14 protein-coding genes are annotated in these 19432 nt (G+C 65.1%); 12 read left to right on the top strand and 2 right to left on the bottom strand.

The annotated features are described in order from the left end of the window. Positions 1–85: 85 nt before the first annotated feature. The 10 genes from WJU27_RS14265 to WJU27_RS14220 all read left to right on the top strand — a co-directional run bounded on the left by WJU27_RS14265 (position 86) and on the right by WJU27_RS14220 (position 14269). Positions 86–1165 (top strand): pilus assembly protein PilM, encoded by a 1080-nt coding sequence (locus tag WJU27_RS14265; protein ID WP_024300771.1) that lies wholly within the window; start codon positions 86–88, stop codon positions 1163–1165. Beyond that, on the top strand, positions 1162–1746 hold the full coding sequence (locus tag WJU27_RS14260) for a PilN domain-containing protein (RefSeq protein WP_020166077.1): 585 nt from the start codon (positions 1162–1164) through the stop codon (positions 1744–1746). The genes WJU27_RS14265 and WJU27_RS14260 overlap by 4 nt, the downstream gene beginning before the upstream one ends. Continuing rightward, complete coding sequence (locus tag WJU27_RS14255) at positions 1743–2408, top strand: type 4a pilus biogenesis protein PilO (protein ID WP_020166076.1); 666 nt, start codon at positions 1743–1745, stop codon at positions 2406–2408. Before WJU27_RS14260 ends, WJU27_RS14255 begins: the two co-directional genes overlap by 4 nt. Continuing rightward, positions 2405–2935, top strand: coding sequence for a pilus assembly protein PilP (locus WJU27_RS14250; RefSeq protein ID WP_296813084.1), 531 nt, complete (start codon positions 2405–2407; stop codon positions 2933–2935). Before WJU27_RS14255 ends, WJU27_RS14250 begins: the two co-directional genes overlap by 4 nt. Next, positions 2932–5052 carry a type IV pilus secretin PilQ gene (locus tag WJU27_RS14245; protein WP_341422534.1) on the top strand — a complete coding sequence of 707 codons (2121 nt, stop codon included), beginning with the start codon at positions 2932–2934 and terminating at the stop codon, positions 5050–5052. Before WJU27_RS14250 ends, WJU27_RS14245 begins: the two co-directional genes overlap by 4 nt. Positions 5053–5127: 75 nt before the next feature. Further along, positions 5128–5655, top strand: a complete 528-nt coding sequence (locus WJU27_RS14240) for a shikimate kinase (protein WP_019916501.1) — start codon at positions 5128–5130, stop codon at positions 5653–5655. Continuing rightward, entirely contained in the window at positions 5643–6731 is a 1089-nt protein-coding gene (aroB, locus tag WJU27_RS14235) for a 3-dehydroquinate synthase (RefSeq protein ID WP_341422533.1), read from the top strand. Before WJU27_RS14240 ends, aroB begins: the two co-directional genes overlap by 13 nt. Continuing rightward, positions 6724–7845 carry a deoxyguanosinetriphosphate triphosphohydrolase gene (locus tag WJU27_RS14230; RefSeq protein ID WP_341422532.1) on the top strand — a complete coding sequence of 374 codons (1122 nt, stop codon included), beginning with the start codon at positions 6724–6726 and terminating at the stop codon, positions 7843–7845. Before aroB ends, WJU27_RS14230 begins: the two co-directional genes overlap by 8 nt. A 272-nt stretch (positions 7846–8117) precedes the next feature. Next, the gene (locus WJU27_RS14225) at positions 8118–12785 is read left to right on the top strand and encodes a glutamate synthase-related protein (RefSeq protein ID WP_341422531.1); all 4668 of its coding nucleotides are present in this window, start codon (positions 8118–8120) and stop codon (positions 12783–12785) included. Between the two features lie 17 nt (positions 12786–12802). Further along, on the top strand, positions 12803–14269 hold the full coding sequence (locus WJU27_RS14220) for a glutamate synthase subunit beta (protein ID WP_020166069.1): 1467 nt from the start codon (positions 12803–12805) through the stop codon (positions 14267–14269). A 541-nt stretch (positions 14270–14810) separates the two neighbouring features. Here WJU27_RS14220 and WJU27_RS14215 read toward each other — a convergent pair. Continuing rightward, positions 14811–15320, bottom strand: coding sequence for a DUF4124 domain-containing protein (locus tag WJU27_RS14215; RefSeq protein WP_341422530.1), 510 nt, complete (start codon positions 15318–15320; stop codon positions 14811–14813). 147 nt (positions 15321–15467) lie between these two features. Between WJU27_RS14215 and glmU the strand changes: the two genes are divergently transcribed. Next, positions 15468–16829: a bifunctional UDP-N-acetylglucosamine diphosphorylase/glucosamine-1-phosphate N-acetyltransferase GlmU gene (gene glmU, locus WJU27_RS14210; RefSeq protein WP_341422529.1), complete on the top strand. Its 1362-nt coding sequence runs from the start codon at positions 15468–15470 to the stop codon at positions 16827–16829. Between the two features lie 48 nt (positions 16830–16877). Next, complete coding sequence (glmS, locus tag WJU27_RS14205) at positions 16878–18716, top strand: glutamine--fructose-6-phosphate transaminase (isomerizing) (protein WP_020166066.1); 1839 nt, start codon at positions 16878–16880, stop codon at positions 18714–18716. A 174-nt stretch (positions 18717–18890) separates the two neighbouring features. Here glmS and WJU27_RS14200 read toward each other — a convergent pair whose 3' ends face one another. Further along, the gene (locus tag WJU27_RS14200; protein WP_341422528.1) at positions 18891–19430 is read right to left on the bottom strand and encodes a hypothetical protein; all 540 of its coding nucleotides are present in this window, start codon (positions 19428–19430) and stop codon (positions 18891–18893) included. Positions 19431–19432: the final 2 nt, after the last annotated feature.

The following is a 19432-nucleotide window of genomic DNA, read 5'->3' as shown; positions in this document are numbered from 1 at the left end:
TGTTTACTTGTCGATACCTTGCTGCTAGCATCTTAATGTAATTTGTGCGTATTGGGCCTAATTCACTGTCTTAAAAGGAAAAAGCTTGGCTTTCGACCTGTCGGTATTTAACCCGGGAGCGCGTCCCCTGATGGGGCTGGACGTGTCGTCCTCGGCGGTCAAGCTGGTCGAGCTGTCCCGGACAGCGAAGGGCGAGCACCGCATCGAGCGCTACGCCATCGAGAACCTCCCGCGCGATTCGGTGGTGGATGGCAACATCGCCAAGCTCGAAGACGTCGCCGACGCCGTGCGTCGGGCGTGGAAGCGCATGGGCACGTCGACGCGCAATGTCGCGCTGGCCCTGCCAGCGGCGGCCGTCATCACGAAAAAGATCATCGTTCCGGCCAATCAGCGCGAGCAGGAGCTCGAAGTGCTGGTGGAGTCGGAAGCCAATCAGTACATCCCCTTCCAGCTCGACGAGGTGAATCTCGATTTCCAGGTGGTCGGCCCGGCGCCCGGCAACCCGGACGAGGTCGAGGTGCTGATCGCCGCCTCGCGCAAGGAAAAGGTCGAGGACCGCGTCGCGGTGGCCGAAGCGGCCGGCCTGCGCGCAGTCGTGGTTGATGTCGAGTCCTACGCGGCACAGGCCGCATTCGAACTGGTCGAGAAGCAGCTGCCGGACGGCGGCAAGGACACCAACATCGTGCTGGTCGACGTCGGCGCCAACGTGATGAACGTGATCATCCTGCGCAACGACCAGCCGGTCTATTCGCGCGAGCAGGCGTTCGGCGGCTACCAGCTGACGCAGGACATCATGCGCAACTACGGCATGAGCCCGGAAGAGGCCGAAGCCGCCAAGCGCACCAACACGCTGCCGGAGAATTACGAGAACGATCTGCTGCGTCCCTTCATGGACAACCTCGCGCTCGAGGTGTCGCGTGCGCTGCAGTTCTTCTTCACCTCGACGCAGTACAACAGCGTCGACCACATCGTGCTCGCCGGCGGGTGCTCGGTGATCCCCGGTCTGGACGAAGTGGTTGCCAACCGTACCCAGGTCGAAACCCGTATCGCGAACCCCTTTGTCGACATGCAGCTGTCGCAGACGGTCACCGCCAAGCGTCTCAGCCAGGACGCGCCGTCACTGCTGGTGGCCTGCGGCCTTGCGCTCAGGAGGTTCGACGCATGATACGCATCAACCTTCTTCCCCATCGCGAGGAGAAGCGCAAGGCTCGGCGCCAGCAGTTCTATGCGCTGACCGGCCTGACGCTGGTGCTCGGCGGTCTCATCGTGGCGCTCGGCAACGGCATCATCAGCGGTTACGTGTCGGCCCAGGACGAAAAGAACGCCTTCCTGAAGACCGAAATCGCTGCGCTCGACAAGTCGATCGACGAGATCAAGCGGTTGCGCGAGCAGACCGACGCGCTGCTGCAGCGCAAGCGGGTGATCGAGTCGCTGCAGGGCAACCGGTCGGAGGCGGTCGGCCTGTTCAACGAACTCGCGAAGAACGTGCCGGAAGGCGTCTATATCAAGAAGGTTTCGCAGCAGGCGAACAAGATCAATCTGGTCGGGTATGCGCAATCGAACGCGCGGGTGTCCAGCCTGATGCGGAATCTGGAGTCGTCGCCGCTGCTCGAGCGCCCGACCCTCATCGAAATCAAGGGCGCCACTGTCGACAAGCGCCGCATGAACGAATTCAGCCTCGATCTGTTCATCACGCGCGCGGTGGACGAGGCCGACAGCAAGACGGCGAAGGGGCGCAAGACATGAAGCAGATCCAGATGCCCCAGATCGATTTCACGCGCATTGCGGACGATTTCAAGAATCTCGACCCGAAGGACGTCGGCAACTGGGCCACCGCGCCGAAGGCCGCGGTCCTGCTGGGTGTGCTGGTCGCAACGCTGGCCGCAGGCTGGTGGTTCCTGTGGGATCCGCTGCGCGTCGAGCTCGAACAGAAGCGACTCGAGGAACAGACGCTGAAGGACGAATGGCTCAACAAGAAGCGTCAGGCGGTGAATCTCGAGCAGTACCAGCAACAGCTGGCCGACATCGACAAGTCCTTCGGTGCGCTGCTCAAGCAGCTTCCGAACAAGGCCGAGATGGAATCGCTGCTGGTCGACATCAGTCAGGCCGGTCTGAGCCGCGGCCTGCAGTTCGAAACCTGGAAGCCGGGTGGCGAAGCGGTCAAGGATTTCTACGCCGAAATGCCGATCACGATCCGCGTCACCGGCGGCTATCACGACCTCGGCAACTTTGCCGGTGACGTCGCCAAGCTCTCGCGCATCGTGACCCTGGGTTCGATCGTCATTGATTCAAGCAAGGACGGCCTGAAGATGGATGCCGTGGCGACCACCTACCGTTATCTCGACGACGAAGAGATTGCCCGAATCAAGAAGGCAAAGGCCGACAAGGCCAAGGGGGCCAATAAATGAAGCGCCTCCTGACGATGCTGGCGGCCAGTCTGGCGCTGGCGGGCTGCGGTAGCGAAGACCATGAAGACCTGCGCTCGTGGATGGAAGAGAACACCCAGGGCCTGAAGGGGCAGGTGAAGCCGCTGCCCGAAATCAAGCCTTCGATCATCGTTGCCTACGAAGCGGGCAATCTGCTCGATCCGTTCAGCGTGCAGAAGATCGAGCCCGAGCGGAAGAAGGGCGGCGGCGGTGGCGGTGGCATCACGCCCGACCTCGACCGGCGCAAGGAGCCGCTGGAGCAGTACCCGCTCGACACGCTGGCCATGGTCGGTCTGCTCGAGCAGGGGCGGGTCACCTATGCGCTGATCAAGGCGGACACGACCTTGCATCGCGTGCGCAGCGGCAATTACATGGGTCAGAACTTCGGTGTCATCACGTCGATATCCGGCGATGGCATCACCTTGAAGGAAATCGTTCAGGACGCGGACGGCGAATGGGTCGAACGTACCAGTACGCTCCAGTTGCAGGAGCAGGAGGCAAAAAAATGAATTTCGTCCGCAAACTCGCCGGCCTGCTGTGCGCGCTCGCCGTCGCTTCGATACCGGCACTTGCCGTCGCACAGGCACAGCCGAACAGCATCGAGTCCATCCTGGTGTCGCAGCAGGGCGGGGAGGTGCTGGTCAAGGTGACGACCAAGTCCGAACTGGCCACGGTGCCCGCCAACTTCAGCGTCGCCTCGCCCGCGCGCATCGCCTTCGATTTCCCGGCGACCGGAAACGCGCTCGGCCGCTCGTCCCAGAACTTGAACGAAGCGCACCTGCGCAGCTTCAACATCGTCGAGGTCGGTGACCGTACGAGACTGGTGCTCAACCTCAACAAGCTGTCCACCTTCAATACCCGGCTGTCCGGGCGCGACCTGTACATCAGCCTGGCGATGCCGACCAACGCAGAGGCTGTCGCCCAGTCCGACAAAACGTCCCGATTCGCCGAGCCGGCTGCGAACGAAGGTACGCAGACCCTGCGCAACGTCGGCTTCCGCCGCGGCAAGGATGGTGAAGGTCGCGTCGTGGTCGAACTGTCGGATCCGAACATCGGTATCGACATCCGCCAGCAGGGTACGAAGCTGGTGGTCGAATTCCTGCGCGCCTCGGTGGCCGAGGAATTCCTGAAGCGCTATGACGTGACCGACTTCGGCACGCCGATCACGCAGATGGAAGTCGTGCGCTCGGGTGCCAATACCCGCCTCACGGTCACTCCGACCGGTCTCTGGGAGCACAACGCCTACCAGAGCGAGAATCAGTTCATCCTCGAGGTGAAGCGTCTGGTCGAGGATCCGAACAAGCTGGTTCAGGGCAGCAAGCCGGGCTACCAGGGCGAGAAGCTGTCGCTGAATTTCCAGAATATCGACGTGCGTTCGGTGCTGCAGGTGATCGCCGACTTCACCGACAACAACATCATCACGTCCGACACCGTCGGTGGTTCGCTGACGCTGCGACTGAAGGACGTCCCCTGGGACCAGGCCCTCGACATCATTCTCGACGCCAAGGGGCTGGACAAGCGCAAGACTGGCAACGTCATCTGGATCGCGCCGCGCGACGAGCTGACGGCAAAGGAAAAGCTGGCGCTCGAAAGCCAGCAGCAGGTGAGCGAGCTCGAGCCGCTGCGTACCGAAACCTTCCAGCTGAACTATCACAAGGCGGAAGTTCTGTACAAATCCATCCTCGACGACAAGGACAAGCGCTTCCTGTCCAAGCGTGGGTCGATCGTGATGGACACGCGCACCAACAAGCTCATCGTGACCGACATCCCGTCGCGACTCGAAGACATCCGCCGCATCCTGATCGAGCTCGACGTGGCGACCCGCCAGGTCCTGATCGAGGCGCGTATCGTCGAAGCGAACGAGGACTTCGCGAAGAACCTCGGCGCACGTCTCGGTATCAACCAGACGGCCGCTGGTTCGGTGCAGCTGGGTCGCGCGGGTCTCAATATCGGTGGTTCCGCGGCGGCGACCGGTTTCCAGACTGGCCAGGTGCAGACCCAGCCGAACTTCCTGACCGATTCGTTGAGTACGAATCTGCGTGCAAACAACATCACGCCGCGTACGCCGGGCCAATTGTCCTTCGTGCTGTTCAATTCGGCGGCGACGCGTTTCCTGAACCTCGAACTGTCGGCGCTCGAACAGGACGGCAAGGGCAAGGTGATTTCCAGTCCGCGTGTCATGACCTCGGATCAGAACGAGGCACTGATCGAGCAGGGCGTCGAAATCCCCTACCAGCAGGCAACCAGTTCTGGCGCGACCAGCGTGTCCTTCCGCAAGGCCAACCTCAAGTTGCAGGTGAAGCCGCAGATCACGCCGGACGGTCGTGTGCAGATGGCGCTCGACATCAACAAGGACACGCCGAACACCCAGCTCTCGACGGGTTCGGGGGTGGCCATCGACACCAAGCACGTCAAGACCGATGTGCTCGTCGAGAACGGCGGTACGGTGGTCATTGGCGGTATCTACACGCAGGACGAGCGCCGCACCCAGACGCGCGTGCCTTTCCTCGGCGATCTGCCTTACGTCGGCTTTCTGTTCCGCAATACGGAAACCCGTGACAACCGCGCGGAACTGCTCATCTTCGTGACGCCGCGCATCGTCAGCGACAACCTGACGCTGCGCTGAGCGACCTCATCGACGTGGCATCGGGCGGCCCCGGCAACGGGGCCGCTTTCTTTTTGCGCTGCTAGAATCCGGCCGGTGGAACATAGCGACAACATTTTTCTGGTCGGCATGATGGGCGCCGGCAAAACGACCGTCGGCCGCCAGCTCGCGCGCAGGCTGCGCAAGCGCTTCGTCGACTGCGATCACGAGATCGAGGCGCGCACCGGCGTCAGCATTCCGACCATCTTCGAAATCGAGGGTGAAGCCGGCTTTCGCAGGCGCGAGGCTGCGACCATCGAAGCACTGGCCCACGAAACCGGGCTGGTGCTGGCCACCGGCGGCGGTGCGGTGCTCGACCCGATGAATCGGCAGAACCTGAAGGCTGGTGGCTGGGTGGTCTATCTCGACGTGCCGCCCGACATACTGTGGTCGCGCACCCGCGGCGATCGCAACCGGCCGCTGCTGCAGGTCGACGATCCGCGCGCCCGCGTGCGCGAACTTCACGGCCTGCGCGACCCTCTGTACCGGGAGGTCGCCGATTTCATCGCCGAAAGCGGCCAGGGCAGCCCGCTGTCCATCGTGCGGAAACTTGAACGGGAATACCTGAACCGATGCGCAGCCTGAACGTGGCGCTCGACGAGCGCGCCTACGACATCCATATCGGTCGTGGTCTGATAGACCGCGGCGACCTGTTCGCGTCGGTACTGAAGCGCAAGCGCGCCGTGGTCATCAGCAATGAAATCGTCGCGCCGCTGTACGCCGCGCGCGTGCTCGATGCGCTGGACTCGGTCGGCGTTGCCCGCCAGCTGGTCGTGCTGCCTGACGGCGAGGCACACAAGGACTGGCCGACGCTGAACCTCATTTTCGACGCGCTGCTCGGCGCCCGCGTCGAGCGCTCGACGACGCTGATCGCGCTCGGCGGCGGCGTCATCGGTGACATGGTCGGCTTCGCCGCGGCGACCTACCAGCGCGGCGTGCCCTTCATCCAGGTGCCGACCACGCTGCTGTCACAGGTCGATTCGTCGGTCGGTGGCAAGACCGCGATCAACCATCCGCTCGGCAAGAACATGATCGGCGCCTTCTACCAGCCCAAACTGGTGCTGGCCGACATCGATACGCTGGACACGCTGCCCGACCGCGAGCTGAAGGCCGGTCTGGCCGAAGTGATCAAGTACGGCCTGATCCGCGATCGCGAGTTCTTCGACTGGCTCGAAATCAACATGCCGCGCCTGCTGGCGCGCGACACCGAAGCGCTGGCCTTCGCCATCGAGCGCTCCTGCCGCAACAAGGCGGAAGTCGTCATCGAGGACGAAACCGAAGCCGGCGTGCGCGCCCACCTCAACCTCGGCCACACCTTCGGCCACGCGATCGAAACCGGTCTTGGGTACGGCGAGTGGCTGCACGGCGAGGCCGTTGCGGCCGGCACGTTGATGGCGGCCGAGCTGTCGCGCCGGCTCGGCTGGCTGACCGACGACGACGTCGCACGCATCCAGCGCATCCACGAATCCGCCGGTCTGGCGCTGCGCGGACCGAAGCTGGGCGTAGAGCGCTACCTCGAACTGATGTCGCACGACAAGAAGGTCGAGGCCGGCAAGTTGCGGCTGGTGCTGCTCAAGCGCATTGGCGAGGCCGTCGTGTACGGCGATGCCCCGGCAGCCGACATCGCCGCTTCCATCGAGCACTGCTGCGCGAATGCCTGAACTCGCGCCCTACGCAGCCTGCGACGAGAATTCGCGCGGACGCCGCTTTCCGGAAGATTCGCCGCACGGGCGCAGCCAGTTCCAGCGCGACCGCGACCGCATCGTGCACAGCACGGCCTTCCGCCGGCTCGAATACAAGACCCAGGTGTTCGTCAATCACGAAGGCGACCTCTTCCGCACCCGGCTCACGCACAGCATCGAGGTCGCACAGATCGCGCGCTCGATCGCGCGGGCACTGCGGGTGAACGAGGATCTGGCCGAGGCGGTGTCGATTGCCCATGATCTTGGCCACACGCCTTTCGGCCACGCCGGTCAGGACGCGCTGAACGAATGCATGCGCGACTACGGCGGTTTCGAGCACAACCTGCAGAGCCTGCGCACGGTCGATCTGCTGGAGGAGCGCTACGGCGCCTTCGATGGCCTGAACCTCACCTTCGAGACGCGCGAGGGTATCCTTAAGCACTGTTCGCCGACGCGCGCGCGCGAACTGGGCGAACTGGGCAAGCGCTTTCTCGACCGCACGCAGCCGACCATCGAGGCGCAGATCTGCAATCTGGCCGACGAAATCGCCTACAACAACCACGACGTCGACGACGGGCTGCGTTCCGGCCTGATCACGCTGGAACAGCTGGAAGAGGTTCCGATCTTCGCCCGCTTCCGCCGCGAAGTGGTCGATCTGTACCCGCAGATCGCCGGCCGGCGTCTGATCCATGAGGCGATCCGCCGCATGATCAATGCGCAAGTGATTGATCTGGTGGGGGAAACGACGGGCCGCATCGAAGCCGTGGCGCCACGCTCCATCGACGACGTGCGCGCTGCCCCGGTGCTGGTCGCCTACAGCGAAACGATGCGGGCCGAGCAGCTCAAGCTCAAGCAGTTCCTGCGCGACAACCTGTACCGTCACTATCAGGTGCTGCGTATGACCGCCAAGGCGCGCCGCATCATCGCCGAACTGTTCGGCGCCTTCATGGACGACCCGCGCCTGCTGCCGCCGCAGTACCAGCTCATGGCCCGCGACGACAAGCCGCGCGCCATCGCCGACTACATCGCCGGCATGACCGACCGTTACGCGATGCGCGAGCACCGCCGCCTGTTCGCGGTCGGCGAGATCTGACCCCGTCGGTCGGCGCTGTTTGATGCGCTGCCGCACGGGTGTTGTACGCAGCGGATCAAGGTTTTATACTCCGTCGTCCACCCCCAAAGTGCCTGTGCCGGTCTCACCGACGAGTCGGCGAGGCCACCCGAGCCGGTGCCCGCCAAATCCCCTTTAGAGGATGACCGCGGAAACCGGCTTTTTCGTGGATGCGGCGGTGCGAATTCCCGCAGTGGCGAGCGATCAGAGCGATGCCGCGCGCGGTTGGCAAACGAGTTTCGAGGACGAAAGCAATGGGTCTTCCCCATACTCAGGGTCTGTACGACCCCGAAAACGAGCGTGATGCATGTGGTGTGGGTTTCGTTGCGAACATCAAGAATCGCAAATCGCACGACATCATCGAACAGGGTCTGCTGATCCTGAAGAACCTCGATCACCGTGGCGCAACCGGTTACGACCCGCTGCTCGGCGATGGCGCCGGCATTTTGATCCAGATGCCTGACGCGCTGATGCGCGCCGAGGCCGCGAAGATCGGTATCACGCTGCCGCCCGCCGGCGACTACGCCTGTGGAACCGTTTTCCTGCCGCAATCGGCCAATGGCTGTGCCGCCTGTGAGTCGGTCGTTGCGCGCATCATCCACGAAGAAGGCCTCACCTTCCTCGGCTGGCGCGACGTTCCGCGCGACAGCAGCATCCTGGCCGAAGCCGCGCGAGCGATCGAGCCGCAGATGCGTCAGGTGTTCATCGCCCGTCCCGATGCCGTCGCCGACCAGATCGCCTTCGAACGCAAGCTGTTCGTCGTGCGCAAGCGCGTCGAGCACGCCGTGCGCGCGCTGAAGCTGGCTGACGTGAAGCAGTTCTACATTCCGTCGCTGTCCTCGCGCACCATTGTCTACAAGGGCATGCTGCTGGCGCACCAGGTTGGCGAGTACTTCCTCGACCTGCAGGACGCGCGCGCCCAGTCCGCACTCGCGCTGGTGCACCAGCGCTTCTCGACCAACACCTTCCCGACCTGGGATCTGGCCCACCCCTTCCGCATGATTGCCCACAACGGTGAGATCAACACCGTGCGCGGCAACATCAACTGGATGAAGGCGCGTCAGAAGTCGATGAAGTCGGCTGCACTCGGCGACGACCTCGACAAGCTGTGGCCGCTCATCGACGAAGGCGGCTCCGATTCGGCCTCGTTCGACAACGCGCTCGAACTGCTGGTGATGGGCGGCTATTCGCTGGCCCACGCCATGATGATGCTGATCCCCGAAGCCTGGGCCGGCAATCCGCTGATGGACGAAGAGCGTCGCGCCTTCTACGAATTCCACGCCGCCATCATGGAGCCGTGGGACGGCCCGGCCGCCGTGGCCTTCACCGACGGCCGCCAGATCGGCGCCACGCTGGACCGCAATGGCCTGCGTCCGGCGCGCTTCCTGGTCACCGACGACGACATGGTCGTGATGGCCTCCGAAATGGGCGTGCTGCCGATTCCGGACGAGCGCATCGTGCAGAAGTGGCGCCTGCAGCCGGGCAAGATGTTCATGATCGACCTCGAAAAGGGCGCGATCATCGAGGACGCCGCGCTCAAGCACGAGCTGTCCACTGAATACCCGTACGACAAGTGGATCACCGATTCGCGTTTCTTCCTGACCGAACTGGAAGAGATCAAGTACGCCACCGAGCGCAGCGAAACCCTGCTCGATACGCAGCAGGCCTTCGGCTACACGCAGGAAGACATCAAGTTCATCCTGGCGCCGATGGCGGCCGGTGGCGAAGAAGCCATCGGCTCGATGGGTAACGACTCCGCGCTGCCGGTGCTGTCGGACAAGAACAAGCCGCTGTATTCCTACTTCAAGCAGCTGTTCGCCCAGGTCACGAACCCGCCGATCGACCCGATCCGCGAAGAGATCGTGATGTCGCTCGCCTCCTTCATCGGCCCGCGTCCCAACCTGATGGGTGTGGCCGACAACGAGGACGGCCTGACGCCGCGCCTGGAAGTCACCCAGCCGGTGCTCACCAACGAAGACGTGCTGCGCCTGCGCGACATCGAGCGCCTGACCGGCGGCAAGTACCGTTCGCTGGTGCTCGACATCACCTACCCGGCGGCCGACGGCGCCGCTGCCTGCGAAGGGGCGATCAAGCGCCTGCAGGAAGCGGCCGAGAAGTCGGTGGCCGATGGTTTCAACATCGTCATCCTGTCCGACCGCGCGGCCTCGCGCGAGCGCGTCGCCATCCCGGCGCTGCTGGCCACGTCGGCCGTGCACCACCACCTGGTGCGCAAGGGCCTGCGCACGCTGACCGGCCTCGTGATCGACACCGGTTCGGCGCGTGAAACCCACCATTTCGCGCTGCTCGCCGGTTACGGCGCAGAAGCGATCTGTCCGTGGCTCGCTTTCGACACGATCGCCGAAATTTCCAACGAGCTGCCGTCCGGTCTGTCGACCAAGGACGCGTCGAAGCGCTTCATCAAGGCGGTGGGCAAGGGCCTGAACAAGGTCATGTCCAAGATGGGCATCTCGACCTACCAGTCGTACAGCGGCGCGCAGATCTTCGAAGCGATCGGCCTCAACTCGGCCTTCGTTGCCCGCTACTTCACCGGCACCGCCACCCAGGTCGAAGGCATCGGCCTGCAGGAAGTGGCCGAAGAGGCGCTGCGCACGCACGCCCAGGCCTTCGGCAACGACCCGGTGCTGGCCAATGCGCTCGATGCCGGTGGCGAGTACGCCTTCCGCATCCGCGGCGAAGAGCACATGTGGACGCCGGACGCGATCGCCAAGCTGCAGCACTCGACGCGTACCAACAAGTACGACACGTACAAGGAATACGCCCGCATCATCAACGACCAGACCAAGCGTCACATGACGCTGCGTGGTCTGTTCGACATCAAGCCGGCGGGCGCACCGGTGCCGCTGTCCGAAGTCGAGCCGGCGACCGAAATCGTCAAGCGCTTCGCCACCGGCGCGATGTCGCTCGGCTCGATCTCGACCGAAGCGCACACCACGCTGGCCATCGCGATGAACCGCATCGGCGGCAAGTCGAACACCGGCGAGGGCGGTGAAGACCCGATCCGCTTCAACCCGGTGACCGAAGACACCACGCTCGACAAGCTGATCGGCTCGTCGCGCGTCGAAGTCGCGCTGCCGCTGAAGAAGGGCGATTCGCTGCGCTCCAAGATCAAGCAGGTCGCGTCCGGCCGTTTCGGCGTCACCGCCGAATACCTGGCCAACTCCGACCAGATCCAGATCAAGATGGCCCAGGGCGCGAAGCCGGGCGAAGGCGGTCAGCTGCCTGGCCACAAGGTGTCGGAATACATCGGCTTCCTGCGCCACTCGGTGCCGGGCGTCGGTCTGATTTCGCCGCCGCCGCACCACGACATCTACTCGATCGAGGATCTGGCCCAGCTGATCCACGACCTGAAGAACTCGAACCCGACCGCGTCGATCTCGGTCAAGCTGGTGTCGGAAATCGGTGTCGGTACCGTGGCCGCCGGCGTGTCCAAGGCCAAGGCCGACCATCTGGTGATCGCCGGTCATGACGGCGGCACCGGTGCCAGCCCGATCTCGTCGATCAAGCACTGCGGTACGCCGTGGGAACTCGGCCTGGCCGAAACCCAGCAGACCCTGGTGCTGAACCGCCTGCGCGGCCGCATCCGCGTGCAGGCCGACGGTCAGATGAAGACCGGTCGCGACGTGCTGATCGGCGCGCTGCTGGGCGCCGACGAATTCGGCTTCGCCACCGCACCGCTGGTGGTCGAGGGCTGCATCATGATGCGCAAGTGCCACCTGAACACCTGCCCGGTCGGCGTCGCCACCCAGGATCCGGTGCTGCGCAAGAAGTTCACCGGCCAGCCGGAACACGTGGTCAATTACTTCTTCTTCGTCGCCGAAGAAGTGCGCGAACTGATGGCCTCGATGGGCGTGCGCAAGTTCGACGATCTGGTCGGCCGCTCCGACCTGCTCGACACCCGCGCCGGCATCGAACACTGGAAGGCGCGCGGCCTCGACTTCTCGCGCATCTTCTACATGCCGCCGGTTCCGGCCGAAGTGTCGCGCGTGCACAGCGAAACGCAGGACCACGGCATCGACCGCGCGCTCGACCACAGCCTGATCGCGAAGGCGAAGGACGCCATCGAAACCGGCAAGCCGGTCGTCGTCGAATCGCCGATCACCAATGTTAACCGCACCGCCGGCACCATGCTGTCGCACGAAGTGGCGCGCCGCTATGGTCACAAGGGCCTGCCTGACAACACCATCATGGTGAAGCTCAGCGGCACCGCCGGCCAGAGCTTCGGCGCCTTCATCGCGCGCGGCATCACGCTGGAACTGACCGGTCAGGGCAACGACTACGTCGCCAAGGGCCTGTCGGGTGGTCGCATCGTGATCAAGCCGTCGGACGCTTTCCGCGGCGCATCCGAGAAGAACATCATCGTCGGCAACACCGTGCTCTATGGTGCGACCGAAGGCGAGTGCTACTTCCGCGGCGTTGCCGGCGAGCGTTTCGCCGTGCGCAACTCGGGCGCCATCGCGGTGGTCGAGGGCACCGGTGACCACGGCTGCGAATACATGACCGGCGGCACCGTGGTCGTGCTCGGCCAGACCGGTCGCAACTTCGCTGCCGGCATGTCGGGCGGCGTCGCCTACGTCTATGACGAGGACGGCAGCTTCGCCAAGCGCTGCAACATGTCGATGGTCGAACTCGACACGATCAGTGGCGATCTGGCCAATGACGCCGACGACCACATCATCGGCGAGGCGGCGATCAACCACCTGACGATGAGCGACGAAGCCATCCTGCGTCGCCTGATCGCGCGTCACGCCGCCTTCTCGGGCTCGAAGCGTGCCGCCGACATCCTCGCCGACTGGGCGAACGCCCGTGGCAAGTTCGTCAAGGTGATGCCGGTCGAGTACCGCCGCGCGCTGCGTGAAATGGCTGCCAAGGCGGATGCGCCGGCTGCAGCGATGGCCAAGTAACAGGAAAAGAATCGAACATGGGAAAGTCCACCGGTTTTCTTGAGTACCAGCGTCTGTCCGAAGCATCGCTGCCGGTCGCCGAGCGCGTGCGCAACTACAAGGAGTTCGTGCTCCACCTGAGCGACGAGGAAGCGAAGATCCAGGGCGCGCGCTGCATGGACTGCGGCATCCCGTTCTGCAACAGCGGCTGCCCGGTCAACAACATCATCCCCGACTTCAACGACCTAGTTTACCGCCAGGACTGGAAGCAGGCGATCGAGGTGCTGCACTCGACCAACAACTTCCCGGAATTCACCGGCCGCATCTGTCCGGCGCCGTGCGAAGCCGCCTGTACGCTGAACATCAACAGCGACGCAGTGGGCATCAAGTCGATCGAGCACGCCATCATCGACAAGGCCTGGGAGAACGGCTGGGTGGTGCCGCAGCCGCCGGCGACGAAGACCGGCAAGAAGGTCGCGGTCGTCGGCTCCGGCCCGGCCGGCATGGCCGCCGCGCAGCAGCTGGCGCGCGCCGGTCACGACGTGACCGTGTTCGAGAAGAACAGCCGCGTCGGCGGTCTGCTGCGCTACGGCATCCCCGACTTCAAGATGGAAAAGTCGCACATCGACCGCCGCATCGCGCAGATGGAAGCCGAAGGCGTGACCTTCCGCACCGGTGTGCAGGTCGGCCCGCTGCCTGAAGGTTCGCCGGTGCACAGCGACGCCGCCACCGTGGTCAGCCCGGAGCAGCTCAAGGCCGAGTTCGACGCCGTCATCCTCGCCGGCGGTGCTGAACAGCCGCGCGACCTGCCGGTGCCGGGCCGCGAACTGGCCGGCGTGCATTTCGCGATGGACTTCCTGCCGCTGCAGAACCGCGTCGTTGCCGGCGACACCGTGCCCGACCAGATCATGGCCACCGGCAAGCACGTGGTCGTGATCGGCGGCGGCGACACCGGTTCCGACTGCGTCGGCACCTCGAACCGTCACGGCGCGGCCAGCGTCATCCAGTTCGAACTGATGCCGCAGCCGCCGGAGTCGGAGAACAAGCCGCTGGTATGGCCCTACTGGCCGATCAAGCTGCGCACCTCGTCCAGCCACGAAGAAGGCTGCGAGCGTGACTGGGCGATCGCCACCAAGGAATTCATCGGCGAGAACGGCAAGGTCACCCAGGTCAAGACCGTGCGCGTCGAGTGGAAGGACGGTCGCATGCAGGAAGTGGCCGGCACCGAGCAACTGCTGAAGGCCGACCTCGTGCTGCTCGCGATGGGCTTCGTCAGCCCGGCTGGCAGCATCATCGAAAGCTTCGGCGTCGAGAAGGACGGCCGTGGCAACGCCCGCGCCACCACCGACGGTGAAGGCTGCTACGCCACCAACGTGCCCAAGGTATTCGCCGCCGGCGACATGCGCCGCGGGCAATCGCTGGTGGTGTGGGCGATCAGAGAAGGGCGCCAATGCGCCCGCGAGGTGGATCAGTTCCTCATGGGTTCGACCACTCTGCCGCGTTGATCTCTCCGCCCCTCTCTGACCGCCCACAGGCGGGGAGTGGGGAACGCCGGCCGACCGGCCGGCGTTGGCGCGGGGCCGGCAGTGCGCACGCGAAGTCGATCAGTTCCTCCTGGGTTCGACCACTCTGCCGCGTTGATCTCTCCGCCCCTCTCTGACCGCCCACAGGCGGGGACAGGGGAACGCCGGCCGCCGGGCCGGTGTTGGCGCGAGGGCCGCAATCGCGAGCAAGCTCGCTCCCACAAGACCTGGCTCGGGTTGGGTCTCGGGTCAGGCGCCTCCCATGTAGGAGCGGTCTTCCGACCGCGACTGCGGCGCCTGAGTAGGAAGCGGTGCTTGATCACAGGCCCCGTCGGGGTCAGAAGACCCCTCCCACAGAACCCTGATTCCGCCTCGGGCCGCAGGTCTGGCGCCCCCCCTGTGGGAGCGGCCTTGGCCGCGACGCGGCCGCTGCAGTCCGCCGGCTTCGACGCAGGCTGCTGTCGGGGTCAAGACCCCTCCCACAGAGCCCCGCCCACTCGCCGGCGACCGCTCAAACGCCCACCTACGGCAACTTTCGCATCAGCACCGGCGGCTCCGGGGGCGGTGCGGGCGGACGGGCTATCGGCGGGTAGAGGGGAGGGTGGCGACGGATGATGCGTGGCGGTACGCCGTACAGGGTTTCCTCGATCAGCGCCGGATCGTCGCAATCCACACGCCTCTGTTCCAGGCAGCGACGGCGCGCTTCCGCCATCGCAGCTTCCTGCCGCGCGGCGCTCTCTCGCGCGACCGATGCACGTTCCCGCTGCAATGCCGATTCGACCTCGCGCTGTACCGCGTCGCGGTCTGCCACTCCACCTGGCGGGGCTGGCGGCGTCGCAGCACGGGCAGGGGGCGGTGAGCCGGTCACGGTGAGCGGATCGACGGTGCGGATCGGCGTCGATTTGCGACCCTCGGGCGGCGCGTCGCCGTAATTCACGACGCCGCGTTCATCGACCCAGCGGTGCACGGTGTCGCCCGCGAACAGCGTCACGGGCAGCATGCAGAGGGCGGCGTAAAGGGCGGCGGCTTTCATGTCGTAGACCTCCCGGTTGAATTGTTAAATCTATGGCAACGCGCACGTCGGCAGGTTGCAAACACGCGGTGGGCGAGAACTGCTGCGCAGCAGGCCGTCGTACCCCGAATGCTAGAATCCACGCGGTTTTCCGCCATATGGTGTCCGATGCAGATCGTCATTCTGGCAGCCGGGCAAGGCAAGCGCATGCGCTCCGCCCTGCCCAAGGTGCTGCAACCCCTGTCTGACCGCCCGCTGCTCGGGCATGTGCTGCGCACCGCAGCGTCCCTGAACCCGTCGCACACCTGCGTGGTGTACGGCCACGGTGGCGACGCAGTGCGCGCAGCTTTCCCCGATCTCGCGGTCGACTGGGCGCTGCAGGCCGAACAGCTCGGCACCGGTCACGCCGTCCGCCAGGCGCTGCCGCATCTGTCGCGCGACGAACCGGTGCTCATACTTTACGGCGACGTGCCGCTGCTGCGCGCCGACACGCTGGTCAAGCTGGCCGAAGCGGCCGGCAACGACAAGCTCGCCATCCTTACCGTCAGCTTCGACGACCCGACCGGCTACGGCCGCATCGTGCGCGACGGCGAGGGCCGCATCGTGCGCATCGTCGAGCAGAAGGATGCCTCCGAGGCCGAGCGCGCCATCCGCGAAGTGAACACCGGCATCATGGTCGTGCCCGGCGGCAAGCTCGCCGGCTGGCTCGACCAGCTGTCGAACGACAACGCCCAGCGCGAGTACTACCTGACCGACGTGGTCGCGGCCGCCGTGCGCGACGGCGTGCCGGTGGTGAGCACGCAGCCGGCGCGCGTGTCGGAAACGCTGGGCGTGAATGACAAGGCGCAACTGGCCGAACTCGAACGCATCCATCAGCGCGAGAACGCCGAGCGTCTGCTGGCCGAAGGCGTCACGCTGCGTGACCCGGCACGCATCGACGTGCGCGGCGAGCTGGTCTGCGGCCGCGACGTCGAGATCGACATCGGCTGCATCTTCGAAGGCCGCGTCGAACTGGGCGACGGCGTCAAGGTGGGCGCGCACTCGGTGCTGCGCAACGTCACCGTCGCCGCCGGCACCGTCATCGCGCCCTTCTGTCATTTCGACGACGCCGTGGTCGGCGCCGGCTGCCAGCTCGGCCCCTACGCGCGTCTGCGCCCCGGTGCGAACCTGGCGGAAGACGTCCACATCGGCAACTTCGTCGAAGTGAAGAACAGCGACATCGCCGCACACAGCAAGGCCAACCACCTTGCCTACGTCGGCGACGCCACCGTGGGCAGCCGCGTGAACATCGGCGCCGGCACCATCTGCTGCAACTACGACGGCGCCAACAAATTCCGCACCATCATCGAAGACGACGTGTTCATCGGCTCCGACACCCAGCTGGTCGCGCCGGTCACCGTCGGCCGCGGCGCCACGCTGGGCGCCGGCACCACACTGACGCAGGACGCACCGCCGGGCGAGCTCACGATCTCGCGCGTGCGCCAGACCACCATCACCGGCTGGACCCGGCCGGTGAAGAAAAAGAAATGACCGGGCAGTAACCGACACACAACGCATCGCAACGGCAAAGGATTTCCCATGTGTGGCATCGTCGCGGCCATCGCCGGCCAGAACATCGTTCCCGTCCTGCTCGAAGGGCTGCGCAAGCTCGAATACCGGGGCTATGACTCGGCCGGCCTCGCCGTGCTGAATGGCGCCAACGGCACCGAACTGCGCCGCCTGCGCTCGGTCGGCCGCGTGGCCGAACTGGCCACCCAGGCCAGCGAACAGCAGCTCGACGCCGCCATCGGCATCGCCCACACCCGCTGGGCCACGCACGGCGTACCGTCCGAGCGCAACGCGCACCCGCACATCAGCGACGGTCTGGCCGTCGTGCACAACGGCATCATCGAGAACTTCGAGCCGCTGCGCGCCCGCCTCACCGGCCTCGGCTACACCTTCACGTCGGAAACCGACACCGAAGTGATCGCCCACCTGGTGCGCCACCACCTGAAGACCACGCCCGACCTGCTCGACGCCGTGCGCGCCACCTGTGGCGAACTGATCGGCGCCTACGCCATCGCCATCGTCACCGAAGGCGAAGACTCGCGCATCGTCGTCGCCCGCCACGGCTCGCCGCTGGTGCTGGGCCAGTCGGATTCCGGCAACTACGCCGCCTCCGACACCTCGGCGCTGCTGCAGGTCACGCGCAACATGATCTACCTCGAAGACGGCGACATGGCCGAACTCACCCGCAACTCGATGCGCATCATGCGTCTCGACGGCACGCCGGTCGAACGCCCGGTGCAAGTGAGCCAGCTGTCGGCCGACGCGGTCGAACTGGGCAGCTACCGCCACTACATGCAGAAAGAGATTTTCGAGCAGCCGGCCGCGCTGTCGAACACGCTCGAAATGCTGGCCCAGGCGCGCTCGATCACGCCCAACCTGTTCGGCGTCGAAGCCGACAGCGTGTTCCGCTCGGTGCGCCGCGTGCTCGTGCTCGCCTGCGGCACCAGCTTTCACGCCGGCCTGGTCGCCCGCTACTGGCTGGAAGACATCGCCGGCATCGAATGCTCGGTCGAGATCGCCAGCGAATACCGCTACCGCAAGCCGGTGGCCGACCCCGACACGCTGGTCGTCACCATTTCGCAGTCCGGCGAAACCGCCGACACGCTGGCCGCGCTGAAGTACGCCAAGTCGCTTGGCATGACCCGCACGCTGGCCATCTGCAACGTGCCGGAATCGGCCATCGTGCGCGAATCCAGCCTGCGTTTCATCACCCGCGCCGGCCCGGAAATCGGCGTCGCCTCGACCAAGGCCTACACCACCCAGCTCGCCGCGCTCGCGCTGCTCACGCTGGCCATGGCCAAGACCCGCGGCACGCTCAGCGTCGCGCAGGAAGAGAAATACCTCGGCGCGCTGCGCCACCTGCCGGGCGCGGTCACCCGCGTGCTCGAGCTCGAACCGCAGATCCAGGCCTGGGCCGAACGCTTCGCGATGAAGCACCACGCCCTCTTCCTTGGTCGCGGCCAGCACTACCCGATCGCGCTCGAAGGCGCGCTCAAGCTCAAGGAGATTTCCTACATCCACGCCGAAGCCTACCCGGCCGGCGAACTGAAGCACGGCCCGCTGGCCCTGGTCGACCGCGACATGCCGGTCATCGCCATCGCCCCGAACGACGCGCTGATCGAAAAGCTCAAGAGCAACATCCAGGAAGTCCGCGCCCGTGGCGGCGAGCTCTACGTCATCGCCGACGCCGGCACCGAAATGGTCGAAGGCGAGGGCGTGCACATCCTGAACATGCCGGAGAACTACGGCCTGCTGTCACCGGTGCTGCACGTCGTGCCGCTGCAGTTGCTCGCCTACCACGCCGCGCTGGTGAAGGGCACCGATGTGGACAAGCCGCGGAATCTGGCGAAGAGCGTGACGGTGGAGTGAGCCGGACCGCAGCAAATGAAAAGGCCACGCTGAGTGCGTGGCCTTTTTTTGATCAGGAAGCCTGCGACAGGCGCTTCCGTTGCGCGGCCATCGGGGCAATCATCACTGCTGAGTGCCTCGTTGCAGAGCGAAGCGCCGAGTAACGTGCCTCGTATGTGCGCAGCCCTGCAATGCTCAGAGGCTGGCCTCGCTGACCGCCTTCAGACCTTCTTCGATGTTCTTCCGCGTAACGCCCTCGACGGCGAGGCGCAGGCGCGTCACGGCAGCGAAGGCATCGCTGAAGGTCGCGGTAAACGATGATTTGACGACCTTCCGCATCACCACTGATTTGTCGGAAACCTTGCTCAGCACCCAACCCGCTTCCATCTCGACCATCAGGTCCAGGCCAAACATCGGGCGATCCATTCGGGTGACCGTCACCGTCAGCAGATAGTCCCCATCCTTCCCTTGCACGACGCTCTGGAACAGTTCCGACTTGGCAATCGAGGCCTCGATCGCAGCCTTGAGCTCCTGGTCGGAGAGGTGCGTACCGGTCATGGCTGAGGTTTCGGTGCCGCCCTGCGTAGCTACCGAGACGCTATGCGGGTTCGTCTTGAGGCCTTCCAGCTTCACCGTGATCGCATCGCGACTCACAGGCGAGGCGCAGGCCGTCAGCCCGAGAACCATCGAGGTGATGATCGCTGCCTTAAGGCGTTGGAGGGGAGCGGTGCGCATGT

This window comes from Methyloversatilis sp. NSM2 (genome assembly GCF_038066675.1).
Taxonomy (GTDB): Bacteria; Pseudomonadota; Gammaproteobacteria; order Burkholderiales; family Rhodocyclaceae; genus Methyloversatilis; species Methyloversatilis discipulorum_A.
Note: the sequence above shows the minus strand (reverse complement) of the source record. Positions and strands in the feature narration are given on the sequence as shown.